Origin of the sequence: Corallococcus silvisoli, from assembly GCF_009909145.1 — a bacterium.
Taxonomy (GTDB): domain Bacteria; phylum Myxococcota; class Myxococcia; order Myxococcales; family Myxococcaceae; genus Corallococcus; species Corallococcus silvisoli.
The window spans coordinates 165,888-180,364 of record NZ_JAAAPJ010000010.1 but is presented as its reverse complement, the minus strand read 5'-3'; the positions used below and the strand labels follow the sequence as shown (position 1 = coordinate 180,364).

Genomic DNA, 14,477 nt, shown 5'->3' with positions numbered 1-14,477 from the left:
AGCGCCCCGCGACGCTGTTCATGGAGACTGACGACCCGGAACCAACAACCCAGGGCCGGGCCATCCAGCCCTGGGCGGAGGAATCAGGTCGTCAGCGCCATCGAGGCACGAACCCACGCTTCGACCGCGAGGTTGGAGCCGCGACCTGAATCCGCCGCGCGCCCCTTCGCGCGCTACAGCGGCACGCGGACGACGGCCGTCCCCAGACGTCCATCCGCGCCCGGCCGGACGGTGTCCAGATAGAGCGCGGGCGGGTTGTCACGGACGAGGACGGCCCCCTGGTGGAGCGGAAAACCCTCCAGCGCGCCCAGGTCGACTGCGTGCTGGAGATCCCAGGTCCACAGGTGGTGTCGCTGCACACCGTCCGGCTCGGTCACCTCCTGGAGGTACAGCACCCGCCGGGGGCCAGGGACGAACAGGAGCGGCGCTTGTGGCACCGCGCCCTGCACGGCCCGCTTCGTCGTGACGCCGCCCTGCTCCCACTCCAGTGAGGGGACCGCGTCCGGAGCCGTCGCAGCCCTCAACCGCGCCTTGGCCGTGAAGCCCTCGCTGAAGGCAGGCCCCAGCAGGGTGCCAGACTCCCCCGAGATGGAGAGGAGCCCCGCCGCGCTGTCCCGCAGGGTATTGACCAGGCTGCACCGGACGAAGGGGCACAGGTCCTCACGGCAGTAGAGGGCCCGCTGCTCCTCCGCGAGCCGGACGGTCCAGCACATGTTGCTGGAGACCGCCTCGCGGCAGCCCTGGCCATCGCACGCGAAGAGCGAATGCCCGAGCGGGACCTCCTGGGGCGCGCCCTTCCACCGGCCTTCGGTGTTCACGAGGACGTGTACCTCGTCGAGCATGATGGGCGTGTCCAGGGGCAGCCATCCCGGCCTCGCCTCGTCATTGCGCCAGACGTGGTCCCAGACGGGCGAGCCGGTGGCGGCGTCGAACAGCAGGACCTGGTCCTCCACGGCCCAGCCATACCGAGTCCCCTCCGGGGAGATGAAGGGCCTTCCCGGCAGCGCGCCCAGGTTCGTGACCGCGCCCGTCGCGACGTCGACAAACCACGCCTTCGTGCCATCCACGAGGAACAGGGTTCCCCCCGCGGCGCGAAGCTCGGGCGCCCCACCCTGGAGCTCGACCACCGTGGTGAGCGCGCACCCCTCCGGCGTGCACGCATCCTTGCGCGCCATGCGAAGGGACGTCACGTCCCCCGCACCGGCTTCGAGAAAGGCCACGTAGCTCAAGGCCGCGTCATGGACCTCGTCGCCCCGCGCACGCGTCGTGAGGGAGATGGCGTCCGAGCCGCCAGGGCGCCACCACCAGAGCGACCGCACTCCGTCCACCGGCGCGCTCCTCAGCAGCGCGGCACTGCCGTCGTTCGCCGCGACGGCGGCCTCCACCGGGCCCGCGATGCGCACGGCCGCACCCGTGGGCAGCGGCTGCGCATACGTCCCGTCCTCCCGGGCGGACACGAGGAAGGTCTGCCGCGCATCCACCTGGAGCAGCCGCGCCTCCGAGGCCAGCTCCGGGAAGACGACGCCCCCGTCCAGCTCCGTGCCGGCGTCCACTCCGGCGTCCACGCCCCCCACCGGATCCGCCTGGCAGGAGCACAGGCCCAGCCCGAGCAACACCCGCCCCAACAGCTTCCGTCCACGAACAGGGAGCGGAACTCTTCCATGACTTGTCATTGAATTCTCCCCGGCCCTGAAGGCCATACGGCCTCGGCGGGCCCGGCTGGCTGAAAAAAGAGCGCCCCGGGCCCACCCGGTCGTATCCAGACGTCTGCCTATAGGACAGCACGCGGAGGACGGAGGTGCCCCCGCGGCAGGGCCCTCAGCGCCCCACGCCCATGCGCGTCCACAGCTCCAACAGCGTGCGCAGCACCGACACGTCCGGCACGTCCGCCGCGGGCGGCACGTCCACCCGGATGCCCTGCGCCGCCAGCCGCGTGAACGGATTGTCCGCGTCTGGCGTCTTCAACGGCACGGACGGGTCCGCCGGCCGGAACCCAAACGTCAGCGCGCGCGCCTGCACTTGCGGGCTGCGCAGGAAGCCCACCCACTCCAGCGCCGCCTCGCGCTGCTCGGGCGTCACCCAGTCCGCCTGGAGCACCGCCGCCGGGTGGTCGCTCCACAGCGTCACCGGCGGGTAGTCCACCCGCAGCGCGCCCCACCGCCCCTGCGCGTTGCCCAGCTGCGCGATGGCCAGGCTCTCGTACACCACCGCCAGGTCGTAGCGAGAGGGCCCGTAGCGCACCAGGTCCGTCATGAACGTGCCCGTGGACGGCTCGAAGCGCGTCACGCCCCGCTCCAACCCCTGGAGCCACGCCTGATAGCCCGGATCCAACAGGTCGCCTTGCGTCAGCCCGGCGCGGCGGCCCAGGTACTCCAGCGTCGCGGACAGGAGCGCCTGCAGGCCGGAGTTGGACTTCGTGGGGTCCGTGTGGCCCAGCTTCACGAAGCCCCACTCCGCGGGGCCCCCTACCGCGGGCCAGCCCCGGTCGCTCGCCACCGCGCGCTGGAGCGTCTTCCAGGACAGGGCTCCGCCGCCGCCCGCCTTGCGCAGCACCTCCATCCGGTCCTGCCAGCCCACGAACACCAGCGGCGTGATGACCAGCGGCTGGGGCACGGCCTCGCCCTGCGTCGCGAACAGCGGCCCGTGCGAGGCGTCCGTCGCCCAGTCCGCCGCGAGCATGCGCAGCTCCGCGCTGTCCGCCGGGCTCCACACCGTGGGCTGCTCACGCCCCTCCAGGATGGCCCGCGCCGCCTCCAGCGAGCCCTTCCCCACCAGCGTCACCCGCACCCCCGGGTGCGTCCGCTGGAAGTCCGCGAGCGCCGCCTCCACCCACTCGCGCTTCTCCGTGCTGTAGAGGAACGTGATGTCCGTCACCCTCCGGCGCGACGGGAGCGGTGAAGCCCGCGGCTCCGGATCCAGCGATTGCGCGACGGGCGCCTCCGGTGCCGCCAGCAGGTAGAACACCCCCAGCGCCGCGGCCAGCAAGCCAATGAAGAGGAGGACCCGGGGCTTCATGTCCGCCCTCGTACTCCGGGTCGCACTCCGGCGGAGCCCGGCGGCGCACTTGTCACATCCCTATCACTCACGGTTTCTCCCCTGGCCGCTCCCCCTCCAGGAGAGGACTCCGCCGGTTTATTTGGCCCCAAATGGATGACAGAATGGACCGGATGATGACCCTGGCTCGAAGCATCGCGCTCCTGGGATTGGGAGCGGTGTTCGGAGGCTGCGCGGCGAAGCAGCCCCCTCCCGTCCAGCACTATGCCCTGGGCATGTCCCGCGCGGATTATCGGGACTACACGGGGTCGAAGGCGAGCCCCTGTGACGCGGAGCCGCGCTGGTTCGCGGAGGAGCTGACCGCGGTGAACGGCCTCCTGGCGCGCTTCGTCAAGGAGACGGAGCAGGCGGAGGACGCGCAGGCGCAGGAGCACCCGCAGCACCTGGCGCTCCTGGAGGAGGGGCTGCGCACGCTGCCGCCGGTGCTGAAGGTGCACGAGAACAACCTCCGGGCGCTGACGACCTGTGGCTTCCGGCGCACGGGGGCCTTCCCGGACCTGGCGCAGCGGGGCACGGCGCTGCTCGCGGAGGCGCAGGGGCGGATGGCCCTGGCGCCCCGCATCCAGGCCTCCGCGGCGCTGCGCGAGGCCCAGCGGCAGTGGCGCGAGGAGGGCCCGGCGCGCGAGGCGAAGGCGCGCGAGACGTGGTGCCCGAAGCCGTCCCAGGTGGGCCAGCCGGACCTCTACTTCGCGCGCCAGTCGCCGGAGGGGCACACCGAGTGGCTCTTCTGCGACGGGCACGTCGTGGAGAAGACGGGGGACGCGGAGCCCGCGCTCCTGAGCCCGGAGGGGCTGACGAAGGCGGAGCGCCGGCGCGTACAGCCGAAGAAGTACCTGGACGCGGCGCGCGCCTATCCCACGGAGGAGATGGACCGCCAGCCCACGGCGGCCACCCTCCAGGCCCCGGCCGCTCCCGGGAGCGGCAGCGCGGCGGGAACCGCGAACTAGGCGGGCGCGGGCGTCCAGCGCGTCACGCCCCCAGCCGGGCCAGCCGCTTCGACAGGTGGGCGTCGCCGCCCGCCTCCACGCCACCGACGAAGGCGGCGAGCGAGCTGCCCGCGCCGGACAGGTGGGCCTCCACGTGCGGCTTGAGCGCGGTCCAGCGCTTGGCCCAGGCGTCCTCGGAGCCGTCGCGCAGGTCGGGGCGCTCCGCGAGCAGCGCTGTCACCCGCAGCGCCAGCTCCGGGTCGTTGAGCGTGCGCGCGGAGGCCACGCCCGGCGGCACCGAGCCCTGGGGCGCGGCCTTCCACGCCTCCGCCGCCCGCTGGAAGGCGGCCACGTCCACCTGCGACAGCAGCCCCAGCGCATGGCGCAGCGGGAGCCGGCCTTCCGCCTTGGGCCCCACCACGCGCGCCATCAGCGCGGCGAAGGGCGCGGCCAGGGCCGGGTGCGCCGCGGGGTCCACGCCGCCCAGGGCGCGCAGCGCGTGCCGGGCCTTGCGCGCCAGCCGCGTCACCTTCCAGCTGGGGCCCTTGAGGCGCGTCTGGAGCAGCGCGAGCGCCGAGCCCGCCGCGGCCACCGCCTCCGGGCCCGGCGTGGCGGGCACCACGCGGCGGGGCAGCACGAGCGCCGGGGGCGGCGCGGCGGCGGCCTTCGGGGGCGGCGCGGGCGGGGCCTCTCCGGCGCCCACCTCGGCGTAGCCCTCGCGCGTCTTCTCCGCGACCTTCTTGGTGTACTCGCGCAGGGCGGCTTCCTCGTCCGGGAAGACCTTCTCCTTGCGCTGCCCGGCCGTGCCGATGCGGCCGTAGGTGACGATGAAGGTGGCGCCCTGCACCTCGGGCACCCAGAACTTGGAGCTGTTGCCGTCGACGAACTCGAACCTGCGCATGGCCCGAGAGGCTACCCCAGCTGGGGGCCTTCGTGCGCGCCCCCGCCGGCGTTCGCCGCCAGCGCCCGCAGCCCTTCTTCCCGCGACACGCTGCCCGTGTAGCCCAGCTCCAGCCGGGCCTTCTCGTCGCTCACCGTCACCTCCTGGCCCACCAGCAGCAGCTCCGTGCGCGACAGGGGCGGCGCGCCCTTGAAACCCAGCAGGTCCCAGGCGAAGTCGCCCACCACGGCCACCGCCGCGGCGAGCGCGGTGGGCAGCGACTTGTCGCCGGGCTCCACGCCCTGCGTCTTCAGGAGCGCGGTGACGAAGGCGCGGAACTCCACGGGCGCCCCGTCGGTGAGGAAGTACGCCTGACCGCCCTGCCCCTTCTGCGCGGCCAGCAGCATCCCCTCCACGGCGTTGGCCACGTGGCAGGTGGACGTCAGGTAGTGCCCGCCGCCAATCCAGCGGAAGCGCCCCGCCTTCACCGCGGCCACCAGCGACGGCAGCACGGTGGTGTCACCCGGTCCCCAGACGAGCCGGGGCCGGACGGCGACGGTGGTGAACTCCGGCGAGTGGACCTGGAGCACGCGCCGCTCGGCCTCGCCCTTGGTGGACGGGTACGGGCCCACGGCGCGCGCGGGCAAGGGGTGCGTTTCATGGAGGTTCACCATGGGGCCGCCATCCGCCAGCACGGCCTCGGTGCTCACGTGCACGAAGCGCTTCACGCCCGCCGCCCTCGCCGCCTCCAGCGCCGCCTCCGTGCCGCGCACGTTGGTTTCGTAGAAGGCCGCGCGGGGGCCGGACATCTTCACGTGCGCGGCGGCGTGGAAGACGGTGTCACAGCCCTCCATGCCCAGGCGCAGGCGCTCCGGGTCGGTCAGCTCGCCTTCCCACGGCTCGCCCCCCGCGGCCTGGACCGCCTGGGCGGCGCCGGGCGAGCGGGCCAGCGCGCGCGCCGGCTCCCCGCGCTTCGCGAGCGCCGTGAGCAGGTGCTTCCCGACGAACCCCGAGCCACCAGTGACGAACGCGCGCACGTGTGAAGCCTCCCTGCCAGAGCACGCCGCTCCTACCATCCCCGGAGGGGCCCCGGGTAGCCCGGGCCCGCGTCAGAACATGTCGCGCATCGACGGCGAGGGGCCCGCGAACAGGGCGCTGGCGGCGTCGAGCGACGCGTCGTCCGCGCTCAGCATCCCGGCCAGCTGGAGCGCCCGGGGCGTGAGGAAGCCGGTGTAGAGCGGGGCCAGGGCGCGCGCGTGCAGCCGCATGCGGCCCTCCCCGCCGGGCCGCACGCGGGCGGTGCCCCCCTCCACCTCCAGGACGAAGCGCCCCTGGTTCTCCGGGAAGAGGTCGTCCTCCACGTCCAGGTGCAGCGCGCCGGAGAGGCCGGGGACGAAGCCGCGCGCCTCCAGGGCCCGGGGGACGTCCAGCAGCCGCGCCATCCAGTGCATGGACAGCTTCACCTGGTACGTCTGTTCGCGCAGCAGCGTGAGCAGCGGCTCGTCCGCGCCGCCGAACCACACCACGTCCTGCGCCAGCGAGCGGTGGTCGCCCAGGAAGCGCAGGAGCCGGCGCGCGGCGGCGGGGGTCGTGGCCGTGAGGTCCGTGAGCTTCAACACCTGCTTGGGCACGGCGCCCTGGGGCGCGAGCTGACGCACGAGGTACACGTAGCCCTCCACGCCGGAGTCCCCCTCCACGACGAAGCCGTGGGCGGTGTCGTTGCGCGGCGTCCGCACGCGCCGCCAGATGTAATCCCCCCGGTCCAACCAGCCGTGGTGCTGGGCGGCGAAGCGCCGGTAACACGCCTCCACCGCCGCGTCGTCCGACAGCCGCGAGGGCCGCAGGGACAGCGAGCGCTCCCCCAGCTCCAGCGAGGCGGCGTCGACGTGGATCTCATAGCGGGCGCCGGCCAGCTCGTAGCCCACGCGCCGGTAGAGCGGCTGCGTCGCGGGGTAGAGCACGGACAGCGGCGAGCCCGCGTCGCGCATCTCGCGCAGGAAGTGGCGGAAGAGGCGCGTGGCGGCCCCCGCGCCCCGGTGCGCCGGAGCGACCCCCACGCCCCCCACGCCGATGAGGGGCACCCCACGGCCGCCCAGGAACTGGCCCATGCGGATGAGGGTGAGCGTCGCGGCCACCTCCCCGTTCACGCGCAGGATGCGCAGCGAGGACTCCGCGCTGTTCTTGAGCACCACCGTCTCCGCGTCCGTGGCGGACATCGCGAAGGCCTGCGCGGTGATGTCCGCGATGGCGGCCAGCTCCTGCTCATCCCGTGGAAGTCCGTACTCCGCTGACGCCATCCCTCGACCCCTTTGCTGAGTGCGCGGGCAGCATGGCGCAGCGGGAGGAGGCGAGGAAGGCCGGACGCGGGCGCTGTCGCCTCGCGAGCTTCGGTTGCGCGGCCAGGACGCCACGCCCCCAAGTCTTCAGGGATCCGACGACACCACCCGCTCCGGCTCCAGCACCTCCCGCGTCTGCGCGCCGCGCCCGATGTAGCTGGAGCCGCCCGTCAGCTGCCTGCCGTCCTCCAGCACGGCGATGAGGCGATAGGACGAGTCGCCCCCCGCGGGATAGGCCAGGGCCACGGTGCTCCCCTGGAGCAGCACGCGATGGAGGACCTGCCCCTGGTCGTACTCGACGCGGACCTCGCGCACGTCCTGGCCCGTGCGGTTCTCCACGCGCACGTGGATCTGATCCCGGAGCGGGCGGCTGTCGTGCAACCAATACGCGACCCCGGCGATGAGCGTCAGGACCGCGCCCAGCAACATCCCTCCCAGCAGCCACAGGCCCTTCATCAGACGTCCTCCCCGGCGGCTCCCGCCATGGAAACCGGTATCCGGGTTTGTAGCCTTCTTCCAGGATGATGTCCGGACGCGCCTCATGCGGCCTGGGCCCTGGGCTTCCCCTCGGGAGGGGTCAGGAGCAGGTGCCCTGGCCGTGGAGCGACTTGTTCGTCGTGGTGACGCAGGCGCAGTTGCGGACCCGGCACTTGAACGAGGCCGACGCTTCGCAGAGGTGGGCCACCCGTCGCCAGCGCTGGATGGGGTTGCTGGCCTTCCCCTCCTCCTGGGTGAAGAGGTCCTCTCCCCGGACGGCGAACGCATACGCATACGCGTAGGAGCGGTCGCCCTCGGAGTAGTCGTCACAGTAGGTGGCGAGGTTGATGGCGAGCCGTCCCCCCGTGACCGACCAGGTCCCCACCGAGTTGCTCCATTGGCCCTCCACGAAGAGGATGGAGGACCCCTGGATGACCATCGCCTCGGCGCCCTGGCCCTGCTCCAGGCGGTAGATGCCGTCGCGCAGCGCTCCACCCGTCAGGGCCGGCGCGTCGACCGCCGAGTCGCTGTCCGCCTCCCAGGTGGTGCACCACCCCACCGCGCTGCACTGAATCGCGGTGCCCCCGTTGCCACCATCCACCCCGCCTTGGGTGCCGCCATCCCCGCCTCCCGCGTCATCGGTGTTGCCGCAGGCCACGGCCAGCAAGGAGAGCAGCGTCAGGAAAATCGTCGTGTTCTTCATGAAGGCATCCCGGAAGAGAACTCCTGGGGAATCCGTCCCCGCGGCAGGGAGTCCTCCCGGTCCGCGCCGTTGCATGAAATCGGTGCGCGCCGGGCGGCGCTCGCGGTCACGCCGCCCGGGCCCGCGGGCTCAGTGGCAGGCGGGCTGCCCCGTCAACGGCTTGTTCGTCGTCGTCATGCAGGTGCACTTCGAGTCCCGGCACTTGAACGACGTGCTCTCCTGACAGAGGTAGGACACCCGCCGCCAGCGCAGGATGGGGGTGTCGAGCAGCTTCACGCTCTGGGTGAAGAGCTCATCTCCGCGGACGGCGAAGGCGAGGTCATACGTGAGGGACATGTTGCCGCTGGAGAAGAGGTCGCAGTAGCTCCCGATCTGGATCGCGATCCGGCCGTTGGAGATCTTCCAGGTTCCCAGCGTGTTGTCCCAGAAGTCCCCCACGAACAGGACGGAGGAGCCCTGGATGATCATCGCCTCGTCGGTGCCGCGCCCCTGCTCCAGGCGGTAGATGCCGTCGCGCAGCGTCCCCCCGTTGAAGGCAGGCGCGTCCGTCACCGGGTTGCTGTCCGCGGTCCACGTGGTGCACCACCCCATCGAGATGCACTGGAGCGCGCCGCCCGGGCCGCTGCCCCCGTCCACGCCTGCATCGCTGCCCCCGTCCACGCCTGCATCGCTGCCCCCGTCCACGCTGGTGTTGCCCCCTCCGTCCACCCCGCCGTTGCCGCCCCCGTCCACGCCGGTGTTGCTGCCTCCATCCGCGTGGGTGTTGTCTCCCCCACCGCCCTCGTCGGGGTCGTCGGTGTTGCCGCAGGCCACGGTCAGCAAGGAGAGCAGCGTCAGGAAAATCGTCGTGTTCTTCATGAAGGCATCCCGGAAGAGAACTGGCGGGGAATCCGTCCCCGCCAGAGGGAGCCCTCCCGGGCGGCGCCGTTGCATGGATTCGCCCGCTACCGACGACAGCGAGCGACCTCGGCGCGAGCGTCGATGACCTCCTGGGCGTAGGCCTTCGTCCAGGGCTCCAGCTCCGTCCAGGCCCGGTGTGCCTCCTGGCAGGCCTCGGTGGACCTGCCCGTGAGCCGCAGGGCCTTCGCGAGACGGCGGCGGGCCAGGGGGACCCGCGCCGACGTCACCTTCTCCGTCTCAAGGGCCTCCAGCACCGCCTTCAAGGGAGCCAGGGCCTCGGAGGGGGCGTTCCTCGCGAGGTGGATGTCCCCCAGCAGCAGGAGCGCCTTGATGCGCTCGGGCGCCAGCGGGCCTCGGTCCCGCTCCAGGCTCACCAGCGCGCGCTCCACGTACGTCCTGGCTTCCTCCGCTCGCCCGAGGAAGAGCAGCGCGTCCGCGAGCGATTGGAGCCCTTCGCCTTCCACCTCGTTCCTGGCGAGCAGCGGCTCCTGGAGCGCGACCGCGCGCGCGTGAAAGGCCTTGGCCTCGCGCGGGCGGCCCAACAGGCGGAGCAGCCGCCCCACCTCGTGCGCGTCCAGCGCGACGTCCGGATGCGAGGCGCCATACACGCGCTCGCGATGGGCGAGGCCGCGGCGGGCCTGCTCCAGCTCCCGCTCCCGCTCCCCCAGTTCGCCGAGCACGCCCAGCCGGTTCGACTCCAATCCCACGAGCACGTCGCTGTCCGGCCCCACGACCTTGCGCGCCACCGCGACGCTCGCTTCCGCCGCCTGTCGCGCCTGCGGGCCGTGTCCCCACTCGAAGTAGATGATGGCCAGGTTGGACAGCGCCCGCGCCACGGCCAGGTGCTCCTCTCCCAGCGAGCGCCGCAGCAGGACGAGCGCCCGCAGGAGGAGCCCTTCGGCCCGGGTCAGCTCCCCCGTGTGGGCCAGCGTCCCCGCCAGGTTCAACAAGGCCTTGGCGGTGTCGCGGTGCTCGGGCCCATGGAGCTGTTCGTGAAGGCGCACCGCCTCCTCCTGCCAGCGCTTCGCCTCCAGGAGACGTCCCTGGTGCCGCGCGAGGATTCCCAGCCGCACGTTCAGCTCGGCGCGGGCGAGCGCGTCCCCACCCGCGGTGGCCCGTGCCAGGGCCTTGAGCAGGAGGGGCTCCGCTTCGGCGAACCGGCCTTCCTCCTCCAACAGCTCGGCGCGGGCGTGCTCCAGCAGCGCGTCGAACTCCGGGTCGCGAAGGGTCTCCGCCACGGCCTGGGCCCGCAGGAGGAAGGGCCACGCTTCCTTGGGACGCCCCAGGTCATAGCCATGCAACCAGGCCTGCGCGTACAGCGTCCGCGCGAGGACGGACAGGTGGCGCCCCGCCTCCGCCGCGAGCGAGGCCTGGACCAGGGAGGCCCGCGCATCCTCGAACGCATTGGCATCCTCCTGGAGCTTCCCGCACAACAGGTGCGCCTCCGCTTCCAGGGGACGGTAGCGCGTGGCGAGCGCGCGCTCCCTCGCGGGCAGCGCCACCTTCAGCGCCTCCGACGTATGGCCCGCGAGCTGCTCCGCGGTGGCCCGCGCGAGCTCCGCCCGCACCGCCTTGACCTCCTCCCGCACGGCGGGCTGCTCCGGAGGAGCCACGGCCTCCTGCAAGGACCTCACGTCCGCGCAGCGCGCCACGCCGCCCAGGGAAGCCCCCAGCCCGAAGCCCCGCTCCACCGTCCGGGAGTCCGCGCCCTGGAGCGCCGTCGTGAGCCGGGAGAGCTCGCCCAGCCGCTGGTCCAGGCAGGCCATGCGCAGCCCGAGCACCTGCTCCGACTGCTCGCCGAAGACACGGGTGGCCTCGCAGGCCTGTTGGTGCTCCCGCGTCCAGTCCGACGTCCAGCGCTCCAGCGCCACGGACACGGCCTGGAAGGAGGCCTCCGCGTCCGGAGCGCGGGTGGCGAGGAAGGCCCGGTGGGTGGCCTCGCGGGTCGCCTCATCCCAGACGCCCATGAGGTGCCGCTCGCTGCCCTGGCACAGCGCGCGCGGCTCCAGCCAGGGGTCCAGCATCAGGAGGAGTCCTCCCACCAGCGCGCCGCCGAGCAGCGCTGTCGCGGTGGTCCGCCTCCAGGCCACGGGGACGCGCACGAGCCGCGCCCGCAGCTCCGCCATGGAGGGGAAGCGCCGCGAGGGGGCCTCGGAGAGGCCGCGACGGATGACCGCCCTGAGCCAGGCGGGGACGCTGGCGCGCTCGGGCCGGACGGCCTGCCGGGCCATCTGCTCGAGCAGCTCCTCGCGCGTCGTCCCCTCGAAGGGGCGCTGGCCGTTGAGGGCTTCGTAGAGCGCGACGCAGAAGGCGAATTGATCCGACCGGGCATCGCCCCGCTCGCCCCGAAGCTGCTCGGGTGAACCATAGGCCGGCGTCCCGAGCAGGGCCCCCGTGTCGGTGAGGAAGTCCGCGGCCTGGGAGGAGTCCGGGGGGTGGCTCTCCGCCCCCAACGCCGAGGTCGCATTGGCCAGTCCGAAGTCGGTGATGCGCACCTGGCCATCGCGGGTCAGCAGGACGTTGTCCGGCTTGAAGTCCCGGTGGACGATGCCCAGGGCGTGCGTGGCCGCGAGGCCGTCCGCCGCCTGGATGAAGAGCGCGAGGATCTCCTTGGTTGAACGGGGCTTCTCCGCGAGCCACCTCCGGAGCGTCCCTCCTTCAAGGAACTCCATCACCAGGTAGAGCTGTCCCTGGTACTCGCCCACGTCGTAGAGGCCCGCGACGTGGGGATGCGACAGGCGCGCCATGGTGCGCGCCTCGCGCTCCAAGCGCTGCCGCGCCTGCGTGAGCGAGTCCTCCCGGAGGCGCTGGAGGTTGAGCAGCTTGAGGGCCACCTTGCGATCCAGCTCGGGGTCATACGCGGCATGGACGCGGCCCATGCCGCCCTCGCCGAGCAGCCCCAGCACCACGTAGCGGCCCACCTGCGCGCCGGTGACGAGGACTCCCGCGCCCGCCTGGGGCGCCGGGGCATCGAGCGCGCTCATGGCGGCGAGCACGCTCCGGCACTCGGCGCACCCGGCGACGTGGTCACGCACCTGCTGCTCGCTTTCGGGCAGGAGGAGTCCATCCACATAGCGCGCGAGCGCGTTCGCGTCCGGGCAGGTCATTCGCGCGGCTCCAGGAGGCCGGTGAGGCTCAGGTCGAGGCGTCCGTGGACGGCGCGCATCAGGCTCTCCAGCTCCGGCGCGGGCAGGGCCAGCCGCTCCGACAGCAGGCGCCGCGTGCGCTTCTCCAGCAGGGCCTGCACCCCGGAGAGGCGGCGGGAGAGGGTGGACTTGTGCAGGTTGAACAGCGAGCCCATCCGCTCCAGCGAGAGCCGTTCGACGAAGTGGAGGCGAAGCAGCTCCCGGTCGTCGTCGTCCAGCTGGGCCACGGCCTGCACGAAGGCGGCCCGCACATGGGCCCGGGCCTCCTCGCGGACGAACCCCAGCTCCAGCCCGCCCTGGCCGGGGTGGGCCGCCAGCACCTCCGCGTCGACGAGGGCTTCCTGTCCGTGGGTCTTGCGCATCCGGAGCGCGAGCCGCACCGCGGAGGTGTTCACCCAGTGCAGCAGCGATCCCGTGCCCGCGTACCCGAGCAGCCGGGGCTCGGCGCCGGCGCGGGGCAGCAAGAGCTTTGCGCGCAGCACCTGCAACACCTCGTCGACGAAGTCTGGAGATGGGTGGATCCGCGAGAGGGGGACCCGCAGCTTCTGGAGCACTTCGGCCTCGAGCAGTTCACTCGCGCCAGCCCGCCCGTGCGCGCACGCGAACGCGAGCGCCAGGTCCCGGGCATGCAGGCGCTCCAGCGCGAGTTCCGGGGAGTCCGCCTGCGCGAGCTGGGTGCCCAGGTGCCGGGCGAACGCGAGCGGCGCCAACGCCGCGACCGGGAGGGATGCCGCCGCTTCGAGGGCACGCGCCACGGCTTCGCGGGCCCCTGGGGCGCCGCGCAGGCGTTGGGCCGCGAGAGCACCGGCGGAGTCCAGGACCTCGTCGAACATGTCGATGCTGTGCGGACCCATCGCGCTGAAACCCCTGCTTCACGTCCATGCATCGGCAAGACGCGCCGAACATGCCAGTTGCCTCCGCGAGCTGTCGGACCGATGCCGCGCTGGCGAGACCTGCGTCGACGCAGGAGGCCGGAAGAATATTCGAGGCGCGCGAGCCCGTGAGCCCCGGGGCCGCCAGCACAGGCTTTCCTCGACTTCCTCCAGCCGCGTCCAGGTCGTTGGAGCCGCATCCGCTCCCGGGGCCTCCCCGCCTGCGGCGAGCCGCCCACTCCGCCGCGAGGAGCGGGATGTCTCAAGGGAAGATGTCTTGAGAAGACCTGGGAGGTGCGCTCAATGGCAGTCAGCGAACTGCCAGAGGTTGTCTCGGTGTCGCGGGACGGTCGGCATGGAGCGGGCAGGCGGCGCGAGCCCCACGGAGCCCTCCACGACGAAGCCAGGAGCAGCTACCGCCGATCCGCGGGGCTGGCGGGCCGCCGGCTCACGTCCACGGCACGAAAGCGGACTCCGAATTCGGCGTCCGGCCAGCAGAGGACCCGGTGCTCGAATCGACCGTCATCCGCGATGTCGACCTCGTCATAGAGCAACTCGGCGCCCTGACGCATGAGCTCAAGCACGGAGAAGTCACTCTTCGGAGCACGGATGAGTTCGGCATCCAGGTATCGCAAGGTGAGGAACTCATAGCCCACCTGACGGTCGCCGATCAGCACGCGGAGCTCGATGGCCCCCTCCGACGGTACCGTCCAATCCCGCACCTGTCCGTCATGCAGGTTGACTGACGCCACCAGCACTTCGGCACCCTCGCGCAGCCGAGGCGCGAGCTCCTCGAGATGAAGCGAATACGCAGCCCTCACCCCCTCCTCCTCCTCTTCAGAGAGGTCCCCGTCGTACCAGCCGCGCGTAAACCACTTCATGACCGTGCTTCGCATTGGAATGCTCCTTGACGCTCGCCGCGCGACCACGCTGGATTCCCAGAGCTTGTCCCGATGCGCTGGCGTGCGAACCCGATTGCCCCGGGCGGGACGACTCGAAGGACCAGAGCCTGACCGACGTGATGGCTGTAGGGGGACGGAGCCCCTGGTGCTCAATCACAGTCATCCCACGGGAGCGGAGCGCCGCGCGGGCGCGCTCGACGGTGGACACCGCGCGAGTCGCGCCACCTCGAGCTGACCTGGCTCGCGTGCGCGAAGTCCCGCCGGGCCCGCCTCGAGGACGA

12 protein-coding genes are annotated in these 14,477 nt (G+C 72.5%); 1 reads left to right on the top strand and 11 read right to left on the bottom strand.

Annotated features, from left to right (window positions below):
• Positions 1-173: 173 nt before the first annotated feature.
• Positions 174-1,625 (bottom strand): hypothetical protein, encoded by a 1,452-nt coding sequence (locus GTY96_RS21130; protein ID WP_161665612.1) that lies wholly within the window; start codon positions 1,623-1,625, stop codon positions 174-176.
• Positions 1,626-1,818: 193 nt separating this feature from the next.
• Complete coding sequence (locus GTY96_RS21125) at positions 1,819-3,015, bottom strand: substrate-binding domain-containing protein (RefSeq protein WP_143900250.1); 1,197 nt, start codon at positions 3,013-3,015, stop codon at positions 1,819-1,821.
• A gap of 152 nt (positions 3,016-3,167) precedes the next feature.
• Between GTY96_RS21125 and GTY96_RS21120 the strand changes: the two genes are divergently transcribed.
• Positions 3,168-4,001, top strand: a complete 834-nt coding sequence (locus GTY96_RS21120) for a hypothetical protein (RefSeq protein ID WP_235685755.1) — start codon at positions 3,168-3,170, stop codon at positions 3,999-4,001.
• 22 nt (positions 4,002-4,023) lie between these two features.
• Here GTY96_RS21120 and GTY96_RS21115 read toward each other — a convergent pair whose 3' ends face one another.
• From GTY96_RS21115 to GTY96_RS21075, 9 genes are all read right to left on the bottom strand, one after another.
• Positions 4,024-4,881 carry a WGR domain-containing protein gene (locus GTY96_RS21115; RefSeq protein WP_143900253.1) on the bottom strand — a complete coding sequence of 286 codons (858 nt, stop codon included), beginning with the start codon at positions 4,879-4,881 and terminating at the stop codon, positions 4,024-4,026.
• An 11-nt stretch (positions 4,882-4,892) separates the two neighbouring features.
• Positions 4,893-5,897, bottom strand: a complete 1,005-nt coding sequence (locus GTY96_RS21110; protein WP_143900254.1) for an NAD-dependent epimerase/dehydratase family protein — start codon at positions 5,895-5,897, stop codon at positions 4,893-4,895.
• Positions 5,898-5,969: 72 nt separating this feature from the next.
• Entirely contained in the window at positions 5,970-7,157 is a 1,188-nt protein-coding gene (locus GTY96_RS21105; protein WP_143900256.1) for a GNAT family N-acetyltransferase, read from the bottom strand.
• A 126-nt stretch (positions 7,158-7,283) separates the two neighbouring features.
• The gene (locus tag GTY96_RS21100) at positions 7,284-7,652 is read right to left on the bottom strand and encodes a hypothetical protein (protein WP_161665610.1); all 369 of its coding nucleotides are present in this window, start codon (positions 7,650-7,652) and stop codon (positions 7,284-7,286) included.
• A gap of 121 nt (positions 7,653-7,773) precedes the next feature.
• Entirely contained in the window at positions 7,774-8,376 is a 603-nt protein-coding gene (locus GTY96_RS21095; protein ID WP_161665609.1) for a hypothetical protein, read from the bottom strand.
• 129 nt (positions 8,377-8,505) lie between these two features.
• Positions 8,506-9,234: a hypothetical protein gene (locus GTY96_RS21090; protein WP_161665608.1), complete on the bottom strand. Its 729-nt coding sequence runs from the start codon at positions 9,232-9,234 to the stop codon at positions 8,506-8,508.
• Between the two features lie 86 nt (positions 9,235-9,320).
• Complete coding sequence (locus tag GTY96_RS21085; protein ID WP_161665607.1) at positions 9,321-12,383, bottom strand: serine/threonine-protein kinase; 3,063 nt, start codon at positions 12,381-12,383, stop codon at positions 9,321-9,323.
• The gene (locus GTY96_RS21080; protein ID WP_161665606.1) at positions 12,380-13,276 is read right to left on the bottom strand and encodes a transcriptional regulator; all 897 of its coding nucleotides are present in this window, start codon (positions 13,274-13,276) and stop codon (positions 12,380-12,382) included. Before GTY96_RS21080 ends, GTY96_RS21085 begins: the two co-directional genes overlap by 4 nt.
• 431 nt (positions 13,277-13,707) lie before the next feature.
• Positions 13,708-14,190, bottom strand: coding sequence for a hypothetical protein (locus GTY96_RS21075; RefSeq protein WP_143900269.1), 483 nt, complete (start codon positions 14,188-14,190; stop codon positions 13,708-13,710).
• Positions 14,191-14,477: the final 287 nt, after the last annotated feature.

Coding starts and splice junctions, on each gene's coding strand:
- GTY96_RS21125 (WP_143900250.1), bottom strand. CDS start 3,015: ATGAAGCCCCGGGTCCTCCTCTTCATTGGCTTGCTGGCCGCGGCGCTG.
- GTY96_RS21120 (WP_235685755.1), top strand. CDS start 3,168: ATGATGACCCTGGCTCGAAGCATCGCGCTCCTGGGATTGGGAGCGGTG.
- GTY96_RS21115 (WP_143900253.1), bottom strand. CDS start 4,881: ATGCGCAGGTTCGAGTTCGTCGACGGCAACAGCTCCAAGTTCTGGGTG.
- GTY96_RS21105 (WP_143900256.1), bottom strand. CDS start 7,157: ATGGCGTCAGCGGAGTACGGACTTCCACGGGATGAGCAGGAGCTGGCC.
- GTY96_RS21100 (WP_161665610.1), bottom strand. CDS start 7,652: ATGAAGGGCCTGTGGCTGCTGGGAGGGATGTTGCTGGGCGCGGTCCTG.
- GTY96_RS21095 (WP_161665609.1), bottom strand. CDS start 8,376: ATGAAGAACACGACGATTTTCCTGACGCTGCTCTCCTTGCTGGCCGTG.
- GTY96_RS21090 (WP_161665608.1), bottom strand. CDS start 9,234: ATGAAGAACACGACGATTTTCCTGACGCTGCTCTCCTTGCTGACCGTG.
- GTY96_RS21085 (WP_161665607.1), bottom strand. CDS start 12,383: ATGACCTGCCCGGACGCGAACGCGCTCGCGCGCTATGTGGATGGACTC.
- GTY96_RS21080 (WP_161665606.1), bottom strand. CDS start 13,276: ATGGGTCCGCACAGCATCGACATGTTCGACGAGGTCCTGGACTCCGCC.
- GTY96_RS21075 (WP_143900269.1), bottom strand. CDS start 14,190: ATGCGAAGCACGGTCATGAAGTGGTTTACGCGCGGCTGGTACGACGGG.